This is a genomic window from Bacillus sp. RO1 (assembly GCF_012524115.1).
Lineage (GTDB): Bacteria > Bacillota > Bacilli > Bacillales > Bacillaceae_I > Sutcliffiella_A.
This window is the reverse complement of sequence record NZ_JAAZWB010000036.1, coordinates 13109-36405: the sequence shown is the minus strand read 5'-3', so window position 1 is coordinate 36405 and position 23297 is coordinate 13109. Positions and strand designations below refer to the sequence as shown.

The window sequence follows — 23297 nt, the reverse complement described above, 5'->3', positions numbered from 1 at the left end:
CAATCAACAGCTGGTGCAACCCAAAAAATAAATGTATCTTTTAAACGAAAAAAGACCCGAACTAATTTAAGATTTTAAATTAGTTCGGGTTTTATTTAGACTAAAACACTTTTGTCCCAGCCTCTTCTTTAACAAATCATACTCCACTTTCAATCATACGAAGGAATTGTTTCGTTCTATCTGTCTTCGGAGTTTCAAATATCTCAGCAGGTTTACCCTTCTCGACAATCTTTCCATCATCCATGAAAATCACTTCATCTGCCACTTCTTTAGCAAACTTCATTTCATGTGTAACGACCACCATCGTCATTCCTTCCTGCGCCAATTCCTTCATTACTCTTAGCACCTCTCCGACAAGTTCGGGGTCTAGTGCAGAGGTAGGTTCATCAAATAGCATCACTTTTGGTTCCATAGCAAGTGCACGGGCAATTCCTACACGTTGCTGCTGACCACCGGAAAGCTGAAAAGGATAAAAATCTAGCTTATCTCCAAGTCCTACCTTTTCAAGCAACCTCCTAGCGCGTTCTTCCACCTTTGCTTTTGCTTCTTTCTTTACCGTAATCGGACCTTCCATCACATTTTGAAGTGCCGTCATGTGAGGAAATAGATTGTAGCTTTGAAACACCATTCCTGTTAGTCTTCTAAAGCTGGCAATCTTATTTGAAGATACCTTTTCAGCAAAATCTAGTGCCTGCTGATCAATCTCCACCCTACCGGAAGTAGGAGTTTCTAATATATTCAAGCAACGCAAAAGGGTTGTTTTACCGGATCCAGATGGACCGATTACCACTACTACCTTTCCCTGCTCCACGTTTAAATCTATACCTTTTAATACTTCTAACTCTCCAAATTGCTTGTATAAGCTCTGTACTGAAATCATATCTTGAGCTCCTTTATTAATGGCTGTTTTCTTGATAAAATCATTTTGCAACATACCTGTCCAAACGACGTTCTACTCTTCCTTGTACAAGGGATAAGCAAAAACATATTACCCAATAGATGGCCCCTGCTTGCGCATATAGTAACAGGAATTCATAGTTGGTTGCAGCAATTTGTTGAGCCACCCTGAACATTTCTGTTACAAGAATCAAGGAAGCAAGAGAGGTATCTTTCACCAAACTAATAAATGAATTGGACAATGGCGGGATAGAGACTCTTGCCGCCTGAGGTAATATGATTCTCCTAAGTGCTTGAGGATAACTCATCCCCATGGAATAAGCCGCTTCCCATTGTCCTTTTGGCGTTGAAAGGATTGCTGCTCGGATTATTTCTGATGCATATGCCCCAACATTCAAGGAAAACGCAATAACTGCGGCTGGAAATGAATCAATGGTAACCCCGATGGAAGGCAATCCATAGAAAATAATAAATAATTGCACTAAAAGAGGGGTTCCCCGAATAATGGATACATAGATTCTAGCTATAATTTGTAATGGTTTAATTGGCGAAATACGTGCCAATGCCGTTAAAATAGCAATCATCAGCCCAAAACTGAATGAAAGTAGCGTCAACGGTATTGTATAAGACAAAGCTCCCTTCACCAAAGGGAGAAGGGAACTTTGTGCGATTGTCATCCATCTATCTAAACGTTCCGGATCTGTCAGGATATTAGTTAAGTACATTTTCACCAAACCATTTCTCTGAAATTTCTTCATACGTTCCATCTTCAATAATTTCAGCAAGTGCTTTGTTTACTGCTTCTACTAATTCGTCACTGCCTTTGCGGAACATCATACCACTTTGTGCAGCATCATCCGCTTCATCAACAATTTTAATTGCTGCATTTGGACGATTTTTTTGGAAATCAAGAACGGATAATTTATCATTAATTGTAACATCGACACGGTTGGAGTTAATCAATTCTATTGCTTGGTTAAATCCTTCTACCCCTTCGATTTCCGCTTTATATTCACGGGCGATGTCTGCATAGTTACTTGTTAGAGATTGCGCAGATTTTTTGCCTTCAATGTCTTCAAAGCTTTTGATTTCTTCATTATCTTCTTTTGTTACAAGTACTGCAGCTGATGTTATATAGTGGTCGGAGAAATCGTATTTCTCTAAACGATCTTCACGAATACCCACTTGGTTGGCAATCATATCAAATCGCTTTGAATCAAGACCAGCAAACATCGCATCCCATTGTGTTTCCATGAATTTTACTTCTACACCCATTTTTTCAGCAATCGCTTCTGCAATTTCTACGTCAAAGCCTGTCAATTTTCCAGACTCATCATGGAATGTGAATGGAGGGTAAGTACCTTCCGTCCCAACTAGAAGTTCCCCTTCTTCTTCCACCTTGCTCAGAAGATTGTCCGTTTCCTCTTTCGGAGCTTCTCCTGTAGCACCATTATTATTTGTTGTACCACATGCAGTTAACACTACCGTAGCTAGTAAAAGTAATGTGAATAGAGATAAAATTTTCTTCATTCTGTTAAACCCCCAGTATTCTTATATGAATTATTTTTATTGCAACATACTGTATAGTATAAGAAGTCTTGAAGCTTGTCAAAGACTTTGTTTTCCTTTTTATTTTCTCCCAATATCCGTAAAAATAACAAAAAGGCTACGGGGGTAATTTTCCCCCATAGCCTAATGCTCTTAGACAGCAAGGTCCTTGCTACCCTGCTGTAATTCGTACATCTGATAGTACTTGCCTTTTCTCTCCATCAGTTCAGAATGGTTACCTCGCTCGACTATTTCTCCTCGATCAAGTACGAGAATTTGGTCTGCGTTCTTAATGGTAGAAAGTCGGTGGGCAATGATGAATGTGGTTCTTCCTTTCTTCAAGACCTCCAACGCCTGCTGAATGACGGCTTCTGTTTCTGTATCAATACTTGCTGTCGCCTCATCAAGAATCAAGATGGCAGGGTCGAACGCCAACGCACGTGCGAAGGAAATCAATTGACGTTGTCCGGAAGATAACGTACTTCCTTTTTCAATGACTGGCTCCTCTAACCCTTTTGGCAATGCATTGATAAATTCCATTGCCCCTACATCTTCAAGCGCCTTTTTCACGCGATCGACGGAGATAGTTGGATCGTCCAGGCTTACATTGGAGGAAATAGTACCGGTAAACAAGAACGGATCTTGAAGGACGATTCCCATGTGCTGCCTGATTGCTTGCTTAGGAAGCTCTTGAATGTTTTCCCCATCAATAATGATTTTACCTTTTTCAATATCATAAAAACGAAACAAAAGATTCATGATGGAGCTTTTACCTGACCCAGTATGACCGACCAGTGCTACGGTTTCCCCTTTTGAAGCTGTAAAAGAAATATCCTTTAATACATATTCATTTTCCTTGTAGCCAAACCAGACAGATTCAAAGGAGACATTCCCTTCATAGCGAGGATGTTTTACGTCGGAAACTTGAATTCCGGCTTCATCCATCAGTTCAAACACTCGGACCGCGGATACACGTGCCTGTTCAAGGTTTGCCAATTGATTAACCATGCCGGTAATCGGGCCGAACATTCTACCTAGATAGTCAACAAATGCATAAAGTACCCCTAGGGAAACGACAGTCCCAATCCCTAATGAAGCACCTCCGAAATACCAAATCACCACGACAAATGAAATATTTCTAAGTACTCCTACAAGATTATGGGATGTTAAAGCATTAAGGCTTAACAGTTTATTTTGGAAAGTGAAATGCTGTTCATTCCATCCCTCAAACTCTTCTGTTGCCTTCTTTTGACGTCTAAAAGCTTGAATAATGGTCATTCCTTGAATAGACTCATTAATGTTACCGTTAATATCACTAAGAAGTGCCCGGATTTTGTGGTTATAAACGGACGCATACTTTCGATAAAAGATAAACCAGACAATAAGAATTGGGATTAAGGTCAAGCAAATTAACGCCAATCTTACGTCAAGTAAAAATAAAGCGATATAAATTCCCGTTATATAAATCAAACCAGAAAAGAAAGTCGCAAGGACTGTGACATACAACTCTTTAATCGTTTCCGTATCATTGGTAATCCTTGATACTACCTTACCAGCAGGAAGATGATCAAAATATTGGATCGGTAATTTCTGTATCTGCCCGAACACATCCTCCCTCATTTTTTGAATGATGCGGTTGGCAGATGTCTGCAGGTAATAACTTTGACCGTATTGAAAGAAAGAGGCTAATACAAGCAAGCCAAAGTATATTCCTACAAGATAGATGATATATTTCACTTCTGGCTGATAAAAGTTAATCAGTTCACTATTTGTCAATCTTTGAGCAGGATAGGTTTGCTCCTCTTCTCCTCTACTAATGGTTACTTCACCATTTTCAGCAGATCTTTCCCCATCAAAGCTGATGTCTGATGGCAGGAAATAATATTCTCTGCCGACTTGGAGAATCCTAGCCGTATTCTCTGGAGTGGCAACCACTGCTTCGCGGTCTTCCCGTCCATAGTACTTCCCTTCGAAATATACTCGATTTTCTCCATCTTGCTCTGTTTCAATCCAAGCTTTTTCAATCCCAAGAATATGATTGTCTATCATCCTTTTTGCGATAAAAGGACCTGTCAACTCTGCTGCAACTGCAACGGACAGCATAAACAAGGCAATAATAATGATTTTCTTTTGCGTTAGTGCATATTGAAACAGACGTTTGCCTGATTTAATTTTCTTTATTTCATTCATGTTAAAACCTCGCCTCCTTTTGGCGATTGAACTTGCTGTCTTTCAAACTGTTCTTTGTACCAGCCCCCAATGGCCATCAACTGATCATGCATACCGGACTCTACAATTTCTCCATCCTCCAAAACAATAATCCAATCCGCATGCTGCACCCCTGACAAACGGTGAGTGGTAATGAATGTTGTTTTTCCAGCGCGTTCATTTCTAATATTTTCTATAATCGTTGCTTCCGTTTTCGCATCGACTGCTGATAATGAGTCATCAAGTATCAATATTTCAGGATCTGCAATAAGGGCCCGTGCTATTGAAATCCGCTGTTTTTGTCCACCTGATAGCGATACACCTTTTTCTCCAACCAAGGTTTGCAACCCTTCCGGAAGCAAGTCAAGATCTTTTTCAAAAGCAGATGATCTGATTGCTTGTGCAATTTCTTCATCTGTTGCATCTTCTTTTCCAAATAAGATGTTTTCTTTAACAGACCGCGAGAATAGGATATGATCCTGTGGCACATAGCCAATCCAGCCTTGAATGGTGTGCAATGGGATTTTTTCTAGATCCCCCCCGTTTATATTGATAGTACCTGTACCAAGTGGGTACTCTCTTAAAAGTTGCTTAATCAATGTCGTTTTCCCACTACCCGTTTTTCCTACAATTCCAAGTGTTTGCCCTGCTTTTAAGTGGAAAGAAACATTCTTTAAATTGTCCACTGTGGAGGAGGGGTATTTGAAAGTAACTTGATTAAATTCAATGATTTTTGGTGTGGAAACATCAATCGGTTCATGGTGATCGCTGACATCCTCTTTGTATGCTAGTGTCTCGTTAACACGATCGAGCGAAGCATTTCCCCTTTGCATGACATTAATCAATTCACCAATTGCAAACATCGGCCAAATTAACATACCTAAATAAACGTTGAACGCCACCAGTTCCCCTAGTGTGATTGATTTATGGAAAACCAAGTATGCCCCATAGCCGAGTCCAATCAGGTAACTTGCGCCGACAAGCAATTTAATGGTCGGCTCAAAAAGTGAATCGATGATGGCAACCTTAACATTCTTCTTATACACATCATCTGTCATCTGATGAAATCTGCCCTGGTCCGCTCTTTCCTGCACATAAGCGCGTATAACACGCACTCCAGCTATTGATTCAAGCACTTTGTCATTCATATCACCAAATGCATCTTGTGCCTCTGTAAAACGCTGGTGAATTTTCTTGCCATAAATATTCATTGCAAGTGCCATTAACGGTAATGGAATAATTGCTGCTAATGTAAGCTTCCAACTGATCATAAAGCCCATCGTCCCTAAAATGATCAGCATGAACACACTAGAATCGATCAGCGTTAAAACCCCAAACCCTGCTGTAGTGGAAATGGCTTTGAGGTCATTCGTTGCCCTGGCCATTAAATCCCCTGTACGGTTTTTCTCATAAAAAGTAGGCGTCATCTTTAACAAATGGCCCATCAATTTCGATCTTAAGGATCTTTCCACTAAGAAGGAGCTACCAAAGAGCTGATACATCCAAGTGTAAGTGATCCCATAAATGACTATCGCCAATATGGTTAGAAAGATTACATATTGCATTAATTTTTCAGGCGTAAACGCGCCTACTTGGATATCATCAATGGCCATTCCAATCATTTTTGGCGGAATAACCTCTAAGATCCCTGCAAAAATAAGTAATGCTATTGCTATTGTGTACCTTTTCCAATGTTCCTTAAAAAACCAACCCAATTTTCCTAGTACTGAAAACATAATGAAAAACTCTCCCTTCTAAGCTGAATTCAAGTTTCTTGCTACCCTCCATCCGAAGCCACTTTGTACATCATTAACCTAATGTAAATATTTCCCATTTTGTATTCCTCCTGTTTTATATGGAAGTGTTGTTGCTCCCAGTTATTTTAAATTTGGAAAATTATAGAAATAAATCAAAACAAAAAGGTGGCATACCGAACGTTCCTCGGTATGCCACCTTTTTTCTCCATAAAAAAAGCACACGTCACGCCCTGATGGTGACCTGTGTATCCTCCAAAGTTATCCTTACGCCTATACGTTAAAAGGAATAGATAATTCGACGATTAAAATACAATAACCGAATTTCTAACAGGACAGGTCACGAGATTTATTAAATTGATGAATTTACGATCTACAATTTCAATTGTCACAAACTTAATCATCATCGAACCCTCCCTTTCCTTAAAATTTGATTTAGTTTCATATAATTTCCACTTTTTAAACTTACCACCCCATACAAGCACTTGTCAATCACCAAAATTACCAAAATTAAAATAATTTAAATATTTCACTGATGTTACATTTATTAAATTAAAAGAAGGGGTCAGACCCGCACAGGAAAATTCCCCCCTCTATAATAAGCACACGTACAATTGGGGTTTTGTGCTGGTGGGTTGCTATTTTGGGATTTTACTGTTATTCTTAAGAAGAATTATTTTTGTTCGGTATGTAAGGATTCAAAGTTAAGATTTAACTTTCGCCTTGATATTTCTAAGAGCAAGAATAGTAATACATTGTGTGCAAGCACACTAGGAGGTAACAACATGTTACAAGGTACAGTAAAATGGTTTAATGCAGAAAAAGGTTTCGGATTCATCGAGCGCCAAGACGGAGACGACGTATTCGTTCACTTCTCAGCGATCCAAGGCGAAGGTTTCAAATCTTTAGAAGAAGGTCAATCTGTTACTTTTGAAATCGTTCAAGGTAACCGTGGCGACCAAGCTGCTAACGTAGTTAAAGCATAATTTATAGCACAGCATATAAAAGACCCCCAGTGATGGGGGTCTTTTTATTTTGGTTTTTATGAATTATTCAGAGAAGTAGAATCCAATGCTAAGCCCGACATGTGACCAATTTGTTAAAGATGTATTTGATATATTACTTTTATCACCACTATATCTTATAATAAAGATGCATTTAAAATATACCTTTATATTAACAGGGAGGAATTCAGATGCTTAGCTCAACCACTATTCAAATTGTAAAATCAACTGCTCCAGTGTTAGCCGTAAAAGGTGAAGAGATTACAACGCATTTCTATAAAACACTATTTTCCAACCACCCTGAGTTATTAAATATTTTTAATCATGCCAACCAAAAGAAAGGTCGACAGCAAACCGCTTTAGCAAACACGATATATGCAGCAGCTACATACATCGATCAATTGGAAGTTCTTTTACCAGCGGTCAAACAGATTGCCCATAAACATCGAAGCTTGGTTGTTAAACCAGAACATTATCCTATAGTCGGCGATCATTTACTTAAAGCAATCAAGGCAGTTCTTGGAGATGCAGCAACAGATGAAATTATTGCAGCTTGGGGAGAAGCATATGGAGCCATTGCAGATGTCTTCATTTCTGTTGAGAAAGAAATGTATGAAACAGCAGCGCAACAAACGGGCGGCTGGGAGGATTTCAAAAACTTTGAAGTGGTGGAAAAAGTCGAGGAAAGTGAGCTCATTACTTCCTTCTACTTGAAGCCGTCTGATGGGTCTCATGTACCGTCTTTCATCCCTGGACAATACATCACTATTAGAACCTCTATACCAGGAGAAATGAACTTTTACAATCGCCAGTACAGTTTATCTGATGCAAGTAACGGGGAATACTTCCGAATCTCTGTCAAAAAAGAAAAGGGTGTTCCTGATGGGGTAGTATCCAATTACCTTCATGATCAGGTGGAACCAGGGCATACCTTGGAAGTGACTGCACCAGCTGGTGACTTCATTCTTGAAACAAAACAAGACACACCTGTTTTCTTGATAAGCGGTGGGGTTGGAATCACCCCACTGCTAAGTATGTTGAAGACCATTGCGAAAGAACAACCATCAAGACCAACCACTTTCATTCATGCTTCCAGAAACGGCTCTGTACATGCTTTTAAAGACGAGGTTAGGGAAACCATCGACTTGATGGAAAACGGGAAAAAGCTTTTTGTTTATGAAAATCCATTAGAAGAGGATATACGATTAGGAGCTTTCCATGAACAAGGTTACATCACGGAAAAGATGTTTAAAGCGATGAACATAGACAAAGATACTCTGTATTATGTGTGTGGACCAGTTCCTTTCATGAAGTTTATCATCTCCATGCTTGGTAAACTTGGAGTTGCGGAGGAAAACATTAAATACGAATTTTTCGGACCTTTCATTGATATGAAGAAGGAAGAAGCGGTTGTAAAATAAAATGTGATGAGAGGCTTGCTGCATTTATGAGGCAGGCTCTTTGTTTCCACAAAAAAATACCCCTGCTCTCAAATTAAGAGCAGGGGACTACATGCAAACATGTTATAAAGTAAATGGTGATTTTATTATACCATTGTTTAGTAGATTTAGTGATTAATTTTTGACAATGTTGTGAATATGACAAAAACCTGCCGCAGCTTCCATAGGTGATGCCGCCTTTGAAATGGCAGAAATCACTGCGACTCCATCCGCTCCAGCCGCTAACACCTTTGCTGCATTTTCAACAGTAATACCGCCAATGCCCACTATTGGAACCGTCAAGCCAGCGTTCCTAATCTCACTGATTACCTCTGGCCCCTTCACTTCCCTAATGTCTTTTTTTGTGGAAGTAAAATACATGGGACCCACTCCGATGTAATCTGCGCCATCATCCACAGCAGCTGCAGCCTCTTCCAGAGTGTGACAAGAAACACCAATAATCATCCCAGGTGTTAGACGTTCCGCCACCACTGAAAAAGGTGTATCTTCTTGCCCAATATGCACGCCATCCGCTTCAACTTCCAAAGCTAAATCAATGTCATCATTCACAATAAAAGGGATATTATGCCTCTTACAGATTTCCTTAAGTTCCCATGCAAGCTTGCTTTTTTCTATCCCTACCTTGGCACCATGCCCTTTCTCACGAAACTGAAAAAAACTTACTCCTCCGTTAATTGCTTGCTGCAGAACTCCACTAGGATCTCGATCATCACAATCAGCACTGCCCATCACAAAATATAGATTCAACCACTCCCTTTTCATACCCCAACACCTGCTTTCCGGTATGCCCAATGATTGGTTGGACCATGACCACTACCAATTCCAAGCTCTACCTCAATGGCATGATAAATAAATCGCTTTGCCGTCAATATAGCATCCTCTGCTGTACAACCTTTTGCAAGACCTGCTGCGATGGCTGCTGCAAACGTACACCCGGTTCCATGAGTGTGCCTTGTATCAATGCGCATACTTTTCATCTCAAAAAATCTATGGCCATCATAAACAAGATCCACTAACTCGTCCTCTTGCCCATGTCCACCTTTGATGACAACATGGGAAGAGCCAAGTTTATGAAGCATTCGAGCTGCTTTCTTCCTCCTGTCCATTGTATCCAACGTCATTTCCGTCAGCACTTCCGCTTCAGGGATATTTGGCGTCGTTACAGTCGCAATTGGTAAGAGTTTTTCGCGAATAGCTTTGATGGAATCATCCTGTAAAAGTCTTGCTCCGCCTTTGGCTATCATGACAGGATCCACCACTACATTTCCCCAGCCGTATTCTTTAATCTTATCGGCTACCGATTCAATAATGACGCCACTGAAAAGCATTCCAGTCTTTAATGCATCCGGTCGCAAATCCTCTGCAATAGAATTCAATTGCTCTAACACCATGTCAACAGGTATCGGAAAGACGTTTTGAACCCCTAATGTGTTTTGGGCTGTAAGGGCGGTGATGGCAGACATCCCATACACATCCAGCTCCTGAAATGTTTTTATATCAGCTTGAATGCCAGCCCCTCCGCCACTATCGGAACCTGCTATTGTTAATACTTTTGCTACCATAACCTTCTCCCACCCTTAACCTAAATATCGGTGATACAATGTTTTTGCCCTAGCAATATCTTTTGTTCCATGAACTAGCACTCTACCGTCCTGGAAAGCTACCAAGCGATGGCTTTCTACTTGAAAAGCTACCAAATATGGATTAGCTTCGACCTTTATGCCTTGGGAAGACAAAAGTTCTTTAACTCCCTTCAGACTCCTACCTCCAGAAAAAGTTTCCGCAGGCCTTATTTGTACGGAGTCTCTTCCGCATAAGACGGCCGTTTTCGTCTGGTTTTCAAAAGATAGATGGGGATAGATCCTATTTTCTCCACAGCTTAGGCACTTAGGGTCCTTTAATTTTTCTACATTCAAGGAGACATACTGATTCTTCCACAGATCAAAGGAAACAAGCTTTCGATTGCAGTCTTCAAGGTTCCCGGATAATATTTTTAAAGCCTCTGCAACTTGATGCGCAACTACCATTCCCACAGCAGGAGTAATAATTCCAACTGTATCGCAGGTTGCTCCTCCTAGTGGAACGGTTTTCAGTAAACACTGCAAGCAGGGAGTTTCCCCTGGAAAAATGGTAAACGTGATGCCGTAGCTTCCCACACACGCCCCATATATCCAAGGGATCTCATGCTTTTGACTAATATCATTCATAATCATGCGAATATCAAAGTTATCGGTCGCATCAAGCAACAGGTCAAAACTCTCATTTTTCACTAGCGTATCCAACAGTTCTGTCGTCACATCCGCAACCCGAGCATCTAAATCCACTTCTGAATTTATTTGCTGCAGACGCTCTTTTGCTGCCACCGCTTTCGGAAGCTTTCTATGTGCATCCTGCTCGGAATAAAGCTGTTGGCGTTGCAGGTTGCTCCACTCCACATAATCCCTGTCTATTATCGTGAGCTTTCCGACTCCCGCTCTTACTAGTGCTTCCGCATTTCCTGTACCCAACGCCCCGGCACCGATCAGCAACACATGTTTGTCACCTATGCTTTTTTGGCCGTCCAATCCAATCGGTGCGAACAGAGTCTGTCGTGAATATCGGTCCATTACCCGACACTCATTCCTTCACTTGGGCTGCTGGCTGTCGCGTAACGTTTCTTTTCCATTCTTCCAGCCTCAAATCCTAGTCGCCCAGCTTCAATCGCAAGTTTCATGGCCTCTGCCATTTTTACAGGATCTTTTGCTGCTGAAACGGCCGTGTTCAATAGTACTCCATCCGCTCCCAATTCCATGGCTTTCGCTGCATCTGCAGGGGAACCTATCCCTGCATCCACGATAACCGGCACATGGGATTGTTCGATAATAAAGCCCAAGTTCAATTCGTTAATGATTCCTTGTCCGGAGCCGATTGGGGACGCGCCTGGCATAATGGCGTGGGCACCAAGCTCTTCTAGTTTTCTAGCAAGCACGACATCATCTGAAGTGTATGGTAGAACTGTAAAGCCTTCTTTTAATAGTTCTTCCGTGGCCTTCAACGTCTCTACTGGATCTGGCAGTAGTGTTTTCCAACAACCGATCACTTCCACCTTGATCATGTCGCACAGACCAGAAGCATTCGCAAGCTTGGCAATCCTTACAGCTTCTTCGGCCGTTTTAGCACCTGCTGTGTTCGGCAACAACGTATATTTCTCCAAATCTAGCTTTTCCAAAAAATTTGGCTGACTTGCTTCAAATATGTTCATTCTTCTAACCGCAAATGTCAGTATTTCCGAACCGGAAACATCCACTGCCTGCTTTTGGATATCAAAGTCTGGGTACTTCCCTGTTCCCAACAACAACCTGGAATTAAATGAATATGTACCAATTTTCAACATATTAACCGCCTCCTACGAAATGTACTAATTCTAATTGATCTCCATTTTGCACACTTACCACTACATGTTGTTCCTTTTGTAAAATCTCTTTGTTTTTTTCCACTATGACTACCTTCTGATCCAGTTGAAAATGCTCTAGCAATTCCGATACAGTCTTCACGGATTCTGGAATTTCCATAGCGTCACCATTAATAATCAGCTTCATCTCCTACTCACCCCTTGCATAATCTATTAATCTATCTATCTTGAATGCTTCCATGTAACCTGGCATAGCCACACCCTTAATTATCATAGATACAAGTTTCCCTGTGATAGGTGAAAGCAAAATCCCATTACGGTAATGACCGGTTGCGATAATGAGATTCTTAAACTTTGGATGCTGCCCGAGATATGGGAGGCCATCCCCCGTTTGAGGTCGTATCCCCGACCAGGATTGTTCAAAAGTGGCACTTTTCAAAGCGGGAAGCACACCGGCAGCCTCTTCCATTAACTGAAAAAGCCCCCCTACAGTAACATTTTCAGAAAAAGTGTCAGGTATCATCGTGGCTCCTATAACCAGTCTGTTTCCACTCTTCGGAACAAGGTAACAGCTTTCAGTAAAAATAGTACTTGTGAGCAATGGTCGATCTGAGATGACAGAAAAGCACTCCCCCTTTACTGGATAAGCAGGAATGCTCACTCCACACTCCTCAAGCAGCCTTTTACTCCAAGCACCAGCTGCCACTACAATATTTTCCCCATAAAAAACTCCGTTGTTGGTTTCCACACCTCTAACAGCACTTCCATCCATGATTAGCGAGTACACCTCTACATACTCTTTCACTTCCGCTCCAAGGTTGACCGCTGATTTCGCAAATGCTTGTGTGAGTCGTTCGGGATTGACATGACCATCCATAGGAATATCCATTGCTCCCAATAAAGCTTGAGAAAGTTGCCCTTCCCTTTCTACTACTTGTTCCCTATCAAGCCACTTTGCCCTCTCCCCTAATTTTTGTTGGAAGGCAATCATACTTCTCAGGTTCCTAGCCTCTTCCTCATTCCTTGCAAGCTTCAGCATCCCTTTCTGCACAAGCTCTATGTCGATACCCGACTGCTCTTTCAATTCGTATTGAAGCGAAGGAAACATAGCCCTGCTTTCTTTTGCAATATCAAAAAGTGCTCCTTCTCTCGTCACTTCCACTTGTGCTCCGAGCATGCCGGCTGCGGCACTCGATGCCTTCCCCGCCAACTTTTCCCTTTCCAAAAGCAATACACTTTTGCCTTCACGAGCAAGGTAATAAGCAATGGAACACCCGTTTACACCACCTCCAATAATAATTACGTCATGGCTTTTATTCATCCAATCTCCTCCTTTTCGGCGAGCAATGCTGCTTGAAAAGCATTCGCTGCATGAACGTTATCTTCTGCATCCATTATTCCTGACATAACCGCAATCCCCCCAGCCCCTGAAACCCTAAGTTCCTTTAGTTTGTCAGGAGTTATTCCACCTATGGCAATAACGGGTATCTTTAAAGACTTTGTTAGTTTTCTTAATTCCATCAAACCTTTAGGTATCAACCCCTTCTTGGAAGAGGTCAAATAAATATGGCCGTATAGGATAAAATCAGCCCCGTCCCTTTCTGCCTGTATTGCTTCTTCGTAACTATGTACAGACTTACCAACCCTTAAGGCGGGAAAATTTCTGCAAATCTCAGAAACTCCAAGACTGTGATAGGCCAGATTTACTCCTCCGACATTAAGCACATGGGCAACATCAACTCGGTCGTTTATGATAATTTTTTCCGGTCGGACTCCAGATCTAATCAACTCATCAACCAGTTCAAAGACCTCCATTGCACTTAGGTGTTTTTCTCTTATATGGATGAAATCCACTGACTCATTGACTTTACACAAGATGGCTACAAGCTCTTCCTTTGTTTTTTTACCATCGGTAATAAGATGTAATTGCAAAGATCCTCACCCTTTTTAAAAAAGTCTTAAATGTCCGTTTAACTCCTGTTGATTTCCGTTCCAGGTGTTCGCTTTCCTAGGGGCGGTGCTTGAGCCTCCTCGAAACGCTTGAGGGGTCTCACACCTTGCACTACCGGGATTCTAATGCAACATTATAAAAAGCAAAAAACCCACTCTTTAACGTAAAGAGTGGGTCTCATCTATGTGTGGTAAGTATAGCCAACAGTGATAGAACATTTCCACTTCCCTACGCTAGTACAAACTAGATCAGGTTCAAAGGGTCTGGAAATCACTCTTTCCATCTCAGTCACTATTGACTCCCCTAGTGTTACAAATTATTCAATTGATGGCTTCAGTATAGCACACAATTCCTAATTTTCAAAAGAAATGCATACTATCCGCTGAATCTGACATCCGTTACCGGAAAATAAGGTAGACTAATGCCAAGATAAAGGGACAAAGCAATCATCAACAGGATTAATAACATAAACCACAAATCCATTCGGGAATAGCCCAGCTCATAATAATAGGTCCGATTCTTTTGATTACTGAATCGCTTTGCTTCCATGGCCACTGCAATTCGATGTGCTCGTCTGATGCTTTGAGAAAGTAAAGGGATGCTGTAAAAATAAACCTTTTTCAACAAACTGCCCTTTTGCTCTACTCCCCTTACAATCAACGCCTTCCTTAAGGTAAGAAATTCCTCCATGATTAACGGCAAAAGACGGATACCCGCCATAAAGCTATAAGCATATTTCGGCGGTAGCTTCCACTGTTGCATTAAGGAATAAAATAAATAAACAGGCTGGGTGGTCAAGGCGAATATCAGCCCGCAAAATGCAAATGCAAGGGAACGTAAACCTAAGTGAATTCCTCGATAGAAACTTTCCTCCGATACGTTTATTAATCCAAATTCTAACCAGATTGTATTTCCCTTTCCAAAAAGCACCATGGAGATTGCAGATGTGAAAAATAAAAAAATAAACGGGATCAATAAAAGAAGCTTCAGCTTATAGGTTTGCCCCGTCATTAATAGATAGACTAACAAAAGTATTGTGGTTAAGTTAAACATCACATTGATGTTATGAATGAACAGGACACCTATAAATAAAAGGACCATCGCCAGAAGCTTGAAGCTTGGATTTATTTCATGCATCCACGTTTTGTTTTTATATAGCTCCAACTGCATCCTTTTCTCCCCTGCCTCTTAGTCTTTTATTACTCCTCTTATCTATTAGTACTCCATTTTTTACTGTCCAGATAGTGTCCGAAAACTCTGCTACAATATGTTCATCATGGGTGACCATTAAGATTGCGACGCCTGCTTCCTTTAATCCTTCCAACCATTCGAGCATGGCAAAGGTATTTCTGCTGTCCTGTCCGAATGTCGGTTCATCCAACAGAAGGACACTCGGCTGGTGAATGACAGCTGCCGCAACGCTCAGCCTGCGTTTTTGGCCGAGGGAAAGTTGATAAGGATGGTGCTGACGCACGTGTTCTAGTTGAAAAAGCCTCAACATTTCCTCACACTTTTCTAAAACCAAATTTTCGTCCATTTTCTTTAGGCGGAGTGTATAAGCTACTTCCTCTTCCACTGATTTGGTAACAAACTGGAATTCAGGGTTTTGAAAAACGAAGGTAATCAGGTCAGTGGGAATGTTTTGAACCTTTTCTCCATTGATTTCAAGAGTGCCTTCTGTCTTTAACAATTTCATGAACGATTCGAGCAAGGTGCTTTTCCCTGCCCCATTTGCCCCTATCACGGAAATCCATTGGCCCTTACAAATTTCCGCTTCGTCCACGTAAATCTTTTTTTCCTTGCCACGAAAGCCTGACAGTTCCTTTACTTTTAACACCGTTTCACCCGTTGTGTTACCCTTTGAAATATGTTTTCTTCTGTCCAAATAACTCTCCCAAGCACCTGGATACCAAATGCCATATTCGTTTAATAAGGATGCGTAATTGTTAAATATATCTGTCGTTGTGCCATCAGCAACAATTTTCCCATGCGAATTTAATACGATGATTCTCTCTACAAAGTCAAGTAGGTGTTCCACTTTATGCTCCACGATGATGACTGTTTTATCATCTGCCACTTTCTTAATGGTGTCCCAAACTCCTCTGGTACCTTCTGGATCTAATAACGCCGTCGGTTCATCCAAAAAGAGCACATCTGGCTCCATGGAGAGGACGGAAGCAATGGCAAGCCGTTGCTTCATCCCTCCAGAAAGTTGTTGTATTTTCGTGTGGGAATTAGACAAGTGTAAACCCACCAGTTTCAAAGCTTCGGCTATTCTGCTTTGCATCTTCTCTCTTGGTACAGCGAGGTTTTCTAGTACGAACGCTAACTCTTCATCCACATACGGCATACAAAACTGAGCATCTGGGTCTTGAAAGACATAACCCCAAGATTCTGACAAAGTTTGTTCCTCTACAAGCATCGGCACTTCCACCACATTCGGAATCAGCCCTGCCAAAACTTGAATAAGCGTGGATTTACCGCTTCCGGAGGGACCTAGGATTAATACCTTTTCCCCTTTATTAATTTCAATGGACAAGTCATCAAATAACCGTTCTCCACCTGGATATTTCAGTCTTAAATGGTTTAATTGTATGATTGGCTCCATTTCTGCCTCCTATTGTCTTAAGGAATCATATTCATCCTTGTTCACTGGTCTTAGGAGACCTGTTACTCCCGTTGCCTCCAGCGCTTTTACCAAAATATAAGCAAGACCTCCGGCTAAAAGCACCGCTCCGATTAAACGGAAAGAAATCAGCAATGCCACATTCCACCATACATAATCAAACAGGTATCCTCTGAAAAGGTCCAATAGCAGCGAGCCGACACCTGCTGCAGCACCTGCAAGAGATGCGACAAGCAAATCAAACCGTCTATACCGGAAAGCCATGAAAACCAATTCTGCAAACAGGCCTTGTATCACGCCATATATCAGAACCATCAATCCATATTCCGAACCAACCAAAAATTCACCAGATGCGGCTGCCACTTCCGCAAGAAAAGCAACACCAGCTTTCCTGATTAAAAGATAAGCAACAGTAGCGGCAATAAACCACATACCATATGTTAACTCTTGAAGCTGCAATCCAAATGGCGCCAACATGTTATAAACCGGTGCCCAAATTTTATATACAATCCCAAATACCAATGCAATAATGACTGTCACCAATATATCTGTAAGTTTTAATCCTTTGTTCATATGCTTTCCCCTCCTATGCCTTTATTGCCGTTTCTGTTACCGGCCACTGCTCTAAAGTGTAGGCCATTTCCCAGAAGGAATATTCATACTGGCTGCTGATGATGAAATATTCAAGCATTCTAGCTTTCTCTTCTTCTGTGGCTTTGTCTGCCAACTCATCCAATCTATTGATTTGCTCCTCTACAAGCTCCCTGAACCATTCGCCACCATATGCTGCAATCCATTCCTGATAGATAGGTTCAGCTGGAGTACAATCTTTTAATCTTTCACCAATTTCATAATATAACCAGTAGCAAGGGAGCAGGGCTGCAATCACTTCTCCCAACCCCCCGGTCAACACGGCACGATACATATGGGAAGTATAAGCGTGTGCTGTAGGAGCTGCGTTGAAAGCCGCCTTTTCCTCTTCTGTCACGCCAAGACGTTTTGAAAAGTTTTCATGTAAAGATAATTCTGCTTCGTATGTACCTTGTGCATGTGCTGCCATCCGTGCCGTCGTATGTAGATCATATGCTTTTGCACCTGCGTAAGCTTGCACTTTTGCAAAGTGACTCAAATAATAGGCATCCTGCAATACATAATACTTGAACGACTCTAAAGATAAGTTTCCATCTGCTATCCCTTGTACAAATGGGTGATGAAAGCTTGCCTCCCATATATGATTTGCCTTTTCTCTTACAAGCTGTGAAAATTTCATTCTCGATTCCTCCTAAGATTGTTTGTAAATGCAAAAAACCACCTTCCTCGCTTGCGCAAAGAAGGTGGTAGATTCACTAATATAGCTGAAGATTAATAATTTAGTGTTTCGACCCCACTTCCCTACGCTGGTGTTAACCAGATCAGGTTCTAAGAGTCTTGAAGTCACACTTCAATCTCAGCCTTATAAAGGCACCCCTAGTGGTAAATTCGTATAAAGTTGTCGGAAAGCAATTTATGATACCTATATTAATTTGCTTTTTCTGATTTGTCAAAGATTAATTTTACACAGAAGCAGAATTTTCTAATCCGTCCGTCGTCTCTTCCTCTTCGGTAGCAAGTTTAGGCAAAGTAAACATATAGAACAACCCAACAAACATTAAACAGCCACCAACAAGAAGATGAAGCCCTTCCACTGTAAGGATTTTTTGAAAAGTCAACGCAATAACTCCGAGAGTAACAGATTGAGACAACATCATCAAAGGAGTAATCCAGCCCTGTACCCGGCCCATCATTTTAGGATCTACAATCCTTGGTAACCATCCACCAATCCCAATGTTGACAAAAGGCAGACCTAGGCCAATTAAAGCAGTGAATGCCAAATAGTAATACATATCTGGGCTGTAGCCACTTGCCACGACAAATGCACCAGAAATACTTAACCCTATGATAACCATTTGATATAGTTTAAGCTTTTTCGCCAACATAGAGGCAACAATGCTTCCGACCATAACCGAGATGCCAAATACTACTCCCATCACCATCATAAGCTGCTCATAGTCTGTTGGAGCGAGTTTATATTTAAGTATATAGGCTGGCATAACAGAGAGACCACCGTTCACAATTCCGAAAACAAAGAAGCCAATGATAAGGTAGACCAACAAAGGATTTTTTAAAATATACAGCATCCCATCTTTAAAATCATTTGCCACAAACCTAACATTTAGTTGATTCAATTTGTGCCTTCCATTGGGGAGGACAACATTTTCCTCTAATTTACACGCATGGATTAGTATCGCACTGACCATATAAGTGACAAAGCATACAAATATCGCTCCCTGAAGCCCAACCGTCCAGTAAATGAAAATCCCAAGGGCGTTACCAAACAACATAAACAAGCTGCTTGTCATCTGATTCAAACCTGCTGCAACCGTGTACTCATCTTTTGTCAGTATCCCTTGTATAATTGCTGCTTGAGCCGGGTGGAAGAACTTAGATACCGCACTTCTTAAAAACAGCAGTGCAAAAACCAGCGGCATCCAATCAATGTAGATAGCACCCATTAGAGCAAGTGACAACACAGCACAGATTACATCACTGTAGACAGCAATCTTTTGACGATCCATTCTATCTGCTAGTACCCCTACTAGGAAGAATACAGCGAGTGTCGGGAGGGAATACATTAATTCCGTCAAAGCGGCATAGAATGGCTGATCCGTATAGCGGTCCAACAAATACAGCATCAAAGCGGCAATGCCAACAATACTCCCCATGGTTGATGTAAAAGAAGACCAGAACAGCAAACTGTAATTTGGTTTTTTGAAAATCTCCATCATATTTCTCATTTTTATCCCCCACCAATCATTATTTAAGGTAATCTTACTTTAATTAGTAATGATTGGTAACAGACTTTTGGGTCTATTTCTCTCCGTCTGGAGGTGGAGTTGGAGGTGGTTTTGGTTTTGAAAAAAACACTTGTTAGGGAATCAACACAATTTTCCCGGTACTTTTCCTACTCTCTAATAATTCATGGGCTTTTGCTCCGTCCTCTAATGCGAACATTGTAGGAGATTCGATACGCAGTTTGTCCTCTTTTAACCATTGAAATAGTTGAGCTGCTCTTTCCATTCGTATTTCTCTAGTCTTTAACACGTTCCACAAATCCCCGCCTGTCAACGTCTTGGAAGTATCCATAAGCATACGTGGATCAATATGTACTGGATCTCCTCCTGCCATTCCGAAAAAGACAACCGTCCCTCCAATTCTTGTGGCTTGGAAACTATCCATAAACGTTGAACCTACCGATTCGTACACGACATCTACACCTTCTCCAGCTGTTAATTCTTTTACTTTTTCTGACCATGATGTTTCATAAAGCAATACCTCTTTTGCCCCTGCCCTTTTTGCAACTTCAGATTTCTCTGTTGTGGAAGTAAGGCCGATGGAAGTACCTCCAAGGATTGTCACTAGCTGTGTCAGTAATTGTCCTACACCACCGGCTGCAGCGTGAACAAGAACTGTATCCCCATTTTTCACTTGATAGCTGTCATGTACAAGATAATGCGCCGTAAGTCCTTGCAGCAAAAGAGAGGCAGCATGTTCATACGTCACTCCATCCGGTATTGGAATTGCTTTGTCATATGGAACAGAAACAAGTTCTGCATTGGCATGCGGGACATCTGCAAAAGCTATTCTGTCACCTACCTTAATATCTTTTATGGATGTACCGACTTTAACAACCATACCTGCCCCTTCATATCCAAGAATATAAGGAGGCTCGCCCACTAGATGATAGTTACCTTTTCTTCTGTATATATCAGCAAAGTTGAGGCCTATCGCCTTTGTTTGTACAAGCACATCGTGATCACCGATTGATGGCTGAGGGATTTCACTATACTGTAATACATCAGGACCACCAAATTTATTAAACGTTAGAGCTTTCATTGGGACACCTCTTTGTTTTTTTGTTTTATATATTGATAAGTAAATTATATTACCATACTATACACAAAGGCTTAATGTTGCAAAAAAAAACACCCTTCTCCATGCATGAGAAAGGTGTTCATTATTAATCGTCGTCATCGTCATCATCTCGATCTTTCTTTTTACTACGTTCTTTCTTGTCTTTCTTGTCTTTCTTCTCTCTCTTTTTCTCTTCTTTTTTGGATTCATCTCGTTTTCTATCTTGTTCCTGTTCCTTCTTAGCTTGTTCTTTCTTCTTCTGAAGGTTTCCAGGTAAATTAAGCGATTCCACCGGCTCGCCTTCAAGTGCTTCACTCACAACCTGTTGGAAGACTTTGGCCGACGGACTCCCCGCTCCAGAGATGATTGGAAGGACATTTTCAGCGGATTCTTTATCAAACCCAATCCAGAATGCCCCAACAATTTGTGGAGTGAAACCAACAAACCATTGATTAGAAGTAGCGCCGTGATTATTATCAGCGGTTTGAGTAGAACCTGTTTTTCCTGCAACTTCCCGTCCATCTATGATGGCGTTTTTCCCGCTTCCTTCTTCCACAACACCTTTAAGCATGAAATTCATCTTTTGTACAGCTTCTTCTGAGAATACACGTTCTTTTTTCTCTTCAAAAGAAGCTACTTCTTTTCCTGTTACCGTTTCTATTTTAACAATTCCATGTGATTCTATAATTTCCCCATTATTGGCATAGACAGAATACGCTTCAGCCATATGTTTTGGGGAAACTCCATGAAATCCACCCAAAGCGATATTACCGAGTTTGCGATCTTCTTTTTCATCCACCGGCAAATATAGCTTTTTCGCTGCATCCATTCCTTTTTGTATTCCCATATCATACAGCAGGGAAACAGCAGGAATATTATAAGAATTCAACACTGCATCATACATGGAAACCTCACCACGGTAATCCAAAGTGTGATTTTGTGGTTTGTAATCACCAAACTCAGTCGGAGAATCATTTAACATGTCGTATACATCATAGCCCTCTTCTAGGGCAGGCGTATAAACAAGCAAAGGTTTTGCTGTTGATCCTGGTGGCTTCTTAAGCTTGGATGCCCGGTTAAAATCACGGAACTGATAATCCCGGCCACCAATCATTCCTAGAATTCCGCCTGTTTTAGGATCAAGCAGAACGCCACTACTTTGCGCCACTTCTCCTGACTTACCGGTAGGAAAATTTGCTGGATCTGCATACACTTTTTCAAGCGCTTCCTGCACCTTAGGTTCAAGTGTCGTATAAATGCGATATCCTCCAGCAAGTAGTTCACTCTCACTGATGCCATACATTCTTTCGGCCTCATCAATAATGTAGTCCGTAAAGCTTGGGTATTTCCCTTTATGTGGATCTACATGTCTAGTTTCAAGTTTTAATTCCTCTTCTTTTGCCGCTTCCACTTCTTCTGCTGTGATGAATCCCTGTTGATGCATAAGTGATAGCACCAAGTTTCTTCGTTGAATGGAGCGTTCCTCATTATTTAAAGGAGAAAGCGCGGATGGAGCTTTAATTAATCCTGCTAACGTTGCAGATTCTGCAAGTGTCAGATCTTTCGGGTCTTTTGCAAAATAGACCGCTGCAGCACGTTTAATTCCCCATGCTCCTTCACCAAAGTAAATTTGATTAAGATATAAACTGATGATTTGGTCCTTCGAATAGGATTTTTCCACCTTTTTTGCTAAGAAGAATTCGTCCGTTTTTCTTTTTAATGTCTTATCATGTGATAAAAAGACGTTTTTCGCCAGTTGTTGCGTAATAGTACTTCCGCCCTGCACGTATCCTCCAGCTTTAACATTTGTGGTGAGGGCACGCAAGGTACCTACAAAGTCAAACCCATCATGCTCATAAAACCGCTGATCCTCAACGGCTACAACCGCTTGTTTCATCACTTCCGGGATTTCATCTGAAGGGACACCTTCAATCTGATTAGATGTAATCCTGCTTGCAACTTCCCCATTCCTATCATAAAGTACCGATGATTGTGGAAGTGGGTCTGTCAGCGCACTGACGTCCCTTGTATTAATATATAATTGCATTCCAAGCAATATAATGAGAGCCAGTAACCCCGCAATAAGAAGTACCGCTCTCATGCTAACTTTTCGTTTATACTTTCTTGCTCTTTCAGCCATAAGAACCCCCTATATGCAACAAAACTAATTATAGTAATTCGAATGCCACCCCCTCTTTTTTAGGGTGCCATGCATATTCAAAGAATGGCCACATTAGACTATGTATAAGCCATTCATCTTTGTAGATCATACCATTCCTCCAACTTAAACACTATTACATACCCTTTTTCAACAAAAGTGAACCCCTATTCTCATAGTCGAAATTTTCCGGCTATAAATATAGACTTGACGTTAATTCCTCCACCCCACTATAATGGGAAAAATACTCATTTAGAACTACTCGTATAATCTTGGAGATATGGTCCATAAGTTTCTACCAAACTACCGTAAAGAGTTTGACTACGAGAATCCCCACCCTCTTATTGTA

The 23297-nt window shown here is 41.2% G+C and carries 21 protein-coding genes, 1 pseudogene and 3 riboswitches; of the genes and pseudogenes, 2 read left to right on the top strand and 20 right to left on the bottom strand.

Annotated elements, in window-relative coordinates:
- Positions 1-136 precede the first annotated feature (136 nt).
- The 6 genes and pseudogenes from HC179_RS03070 to HC179_RS03050 all read right to left on the bottom strand — a co-directional run bounded on the left by HC179_RS03070 (position 137) and on the right by HC179_RS03050 (position 6389).
- Entirely contained in the window at positions 137-880 is a 744-nt protein-coding gene (locus tag HC179_RS03070) for an amino acid ABC transporter ATP-binding protein (protein ID WP_168863005.1), read from the bottom strand.
- A gap of 40 nt (positions 881-920) precedes the next feature.
- A complete protein-coding gene (locus HC179_RS03065; RefSeq protein ID WP_168863008.1) occupies positions 921-1622 on the bottom strand; it encodes an amino acid ABC transporter permease in 702 nt (233 codons plus the stop codon).
- Complete coding sequence (locus HC179_RS03060) at positions 1609-2427, bottom strand: amino acid ABC transporter substrate-binding protein (RefSeq protein WP_168863004.1); 819 nt, start codon at positions 2425-2427, stop codon at positions 1609-1611. The genes HC179_RS03065 and HC179_RS03060 overlap by 14 nt, the downstream gene beginning before the upstream one ends.
- A gap of 171 nt (positions 2428-2598) precedes the next feature.
- The gene (locus HC179_RS21325; RefSeq protein ID WP_481747951.1) at positions 2599-3390 is read right to left on the bottom strand and encodes an ABC transporter ATP-binding protein; all 792 of its coding nucleotides are present in this window, start codon (positions 3388-3390) and stop codon (positions 2599-2601) included.
- An 84-nt stretch (positions 3391-3474) separates the two neighbouring features.
- Positions 3475-4494, bottom strand: a pseudogene (locus tag HC179_RS21320) (ABC transporter transmembrane domain-containing protein); the annotation flags it as partial.
- A gap of 137 nt (positions 4495-4631) precedes the next feature.
- Entirely contained in the window at positions 4632-6389 is a 1758-nt protein-coding gene (locus HC179_RS03050) for an ABC transporter ATP-binding protein (protein WP_168863003.1), read from the bottom strand.
- Between the two features lie 803 nt (positions 6390-7192).
- Here HC179_RS03050 and HC179_RS03045 point away from each other — a divergent pair.
- Positions 7193-7393, top strand: a complete 201-nt coding sequence (locus HC179_RS03045) for a cold-shock protein (protein ID WP_168863002.1) — start codon at positions 7193-7195, stop codon at positions 7391-7393.
- Between the two features lie 209 nt (positions 7394-7602).
- The gene (gene hmpA / locus HC179_RS03040; protein WP_168863001.1) at positions 7603-8832 is read left to right on the top strand and encodes an NO-inducible flavohemoprotein; all 1230 of its coding nucleotides are present in this window, start codon (positions 7603-7605) and stop codon (positions 8830-8832) included.
- Between the two features lie 153 nt (positions 8833-8985).
- On the opposite strand, the gene thiE is transcribed toward hmpA, so the two are convergent.
- The 14 genes from thiE to HC179_RS02970 form a co-directional block, all read right to left on the bottom strand.
- Entirely contained in the window at positions 8986-9633 is a 648-nt protein-coding gene (gene thiE / locus HC179_RS03035; RefSeq protein ID WP_168863000.1) for a thiamine phosphate synthase, read from the bottom strand.
- Positions 9630-10433 (bottom strand): bifunctional hydroxymethylpyrimidine kinase/phosphomethylpyrimidine kinase, encoded by an 804-nt coding sequence (gene thiD / locus HC179_RS03030; RefSeq protein ID WP_168862999.1) that lies wholly within the window; start codon positions 10431-10433, stop codon positions 9630-9632. The genes thiE and thiD overlap by 4 nt, the downstream gene beginning before the upstream one ends.
- A gap of 15 nt (positions 10434-10448) precedes the next feature.
- Positions 10449-11477 (bottom strand): thiazole biosynthesis adenylyltransferase ThiF, encoded by a 1029-nt coding sequence (locus HC179_RS03025; protein ID WP_168862998.1) that lies wholly within the window; start codon positions 11475-11477, stop codon positions 10449-10451.
- Positions 11477-12244 (bottom strand): thiazole synthase, encoded by a 768-nt coding sequence (locus tag HC179_RS03020; protein ID WP_168862997.1) that lies wholly within the window; start codon positions 12242-12244, stop codon positions 11477-11479. Before HC179_RS03020 ends, HC179_RS03025 begins: the two co-directional genes overlap by 1 nt.
- A gap of 1 nt (position 12245) precedes the next feature.
- Complete coding sequence (thiS, locus tag HC179_RS03015) at positions 12246-12449, bottom strand: sulfur carrier protein ThiS (protein WP_168862996.1); 204 nt, start codon at positions 12447-12449, stop codon at positions 12246-12248.
- Between the two features lie 3 nt (positions 12450-12452).
- The gene (gene thiO, locus HC179_RS03010) at positions 12453-13583 is read right to left on the bottom strand and encodes a glycine oxidase ThiO (RefSeq protein ID WP_168862995.1); all 1131 of its coding nucleotides are present in this window, start codon (positions 13581-13583) and stop codon (positions 12453-12455) included.
- Complete coding sequence (gene tenI / locus HC179_RS03005; RefSeq protein WP_168862994.1) at positions 13580-14194, bottom strand: thiazole tautomerase TenI; 615 nt, start codon at positions 14192-14194, stop codon at positions 13580-13582. The genes thiO and tenI overlap by 4 nt, the downstream gene beginning before the upstream one ends.
- 227 nt (positions 14195-14421) lie before the next feature.
- Positions 14422-14528: riboswitch (TPP riboswitch) on the bottom strand.
- 60 nt (positions 14529-14588) lie between these two features.
- On the bottom strand, positions 14589-15383 hold the full coding sequence (locus tag HC179_RS03000; RefSeq protein WP_168862993.1) for an energy-coupling factor transporter transmembrane component T family protein: 795 nt from the start codon (positions 15381-15383) through the stop codon (positions 14589-14591).
- Positions 15364-16821: an ABC transporter ATP-binding protein gene (locus HC179_RS02995; RefSeq protein WP_168862992.1), complete on the bottom strand. Its 1458-nt coding sequence runs from the start codon at positions 16819-16821 to the stop codon at positions 15364-15366. The genes HC179_RS03000 and HC179_RS02995 overlap by 20 nt, the downstream gene beginning before the upstream one ends.
- Positions 16822-16830: 9 nt before the next feature.
- On the bottom strand, positions 16831-17412 hold the full coding sequence (locus tag HC179_RS02990) for an ECF transporter S component (RefSeq protein WP_168862991.1): 582 nt from the start codon (positions 17410-17412) through the stop codon (positions 16831-16833).
- A 13-nt stretch (positions 17413-17425) separates the two neighbouring features.
- Entirely contained in the window at positions 17426-18109 is a 684-nt protein-coding gene (gene tenA / locus HC179_RS02985; protein WP_168862990.1) for a thiaminase II, read from the bottom strand.
- Between the two features lie 102 nt (positions 18110-18211).
- Positions 18212-18318: riboswitch (TPP riboswitch) on the bottom strand.
- Positions 18319-18392: 74 nt separating this feature from the next.
- The gene (locus HC179_RS02980; RefSeq protein ID WP_168862989.1) at positions 18393-19673 is read right to left on the bottom strand and encodes an MFS transporter; all 1281 of its coding nucleotides are present in this window, start codon (positions 19671-19673) and stop codon (positions 18393-18395) included.
- A 133-nt stretch (positions 19674-19806) separates the two neighbouring features.
- Positions 19807-20772, bottom strand: a complete 966-nt coding sequence (locus tag HC179_RS02975; protein ID WP_168862988.1) for a quinone oxidoreductase family protein — start codon at positions 20770-20772, stop codon at positions 19807-19809.
- Between the two features lie 124 nt (positions 20773-20896).
- Positions 20897-22930 (bottom strand): transglycosylase domain-containing protein, encoded by a 2034-nt coding sequence (locus tag HC179_RS02970; RefSeq protein ID WP_168862987.1) that lies wholly within the window; start codon positions 22928-22930, stop codon positions 20897-20899.
- A 260-nt stretch (positions 22931-23190) separates the two neighbouring features.
- A riboswitch (purine riboswitch) is annotated at positions 23191-23292 on the top strand.
- The last annotated feature ends 5 nt before the right edge of the window (positions 23293-23297 follow it).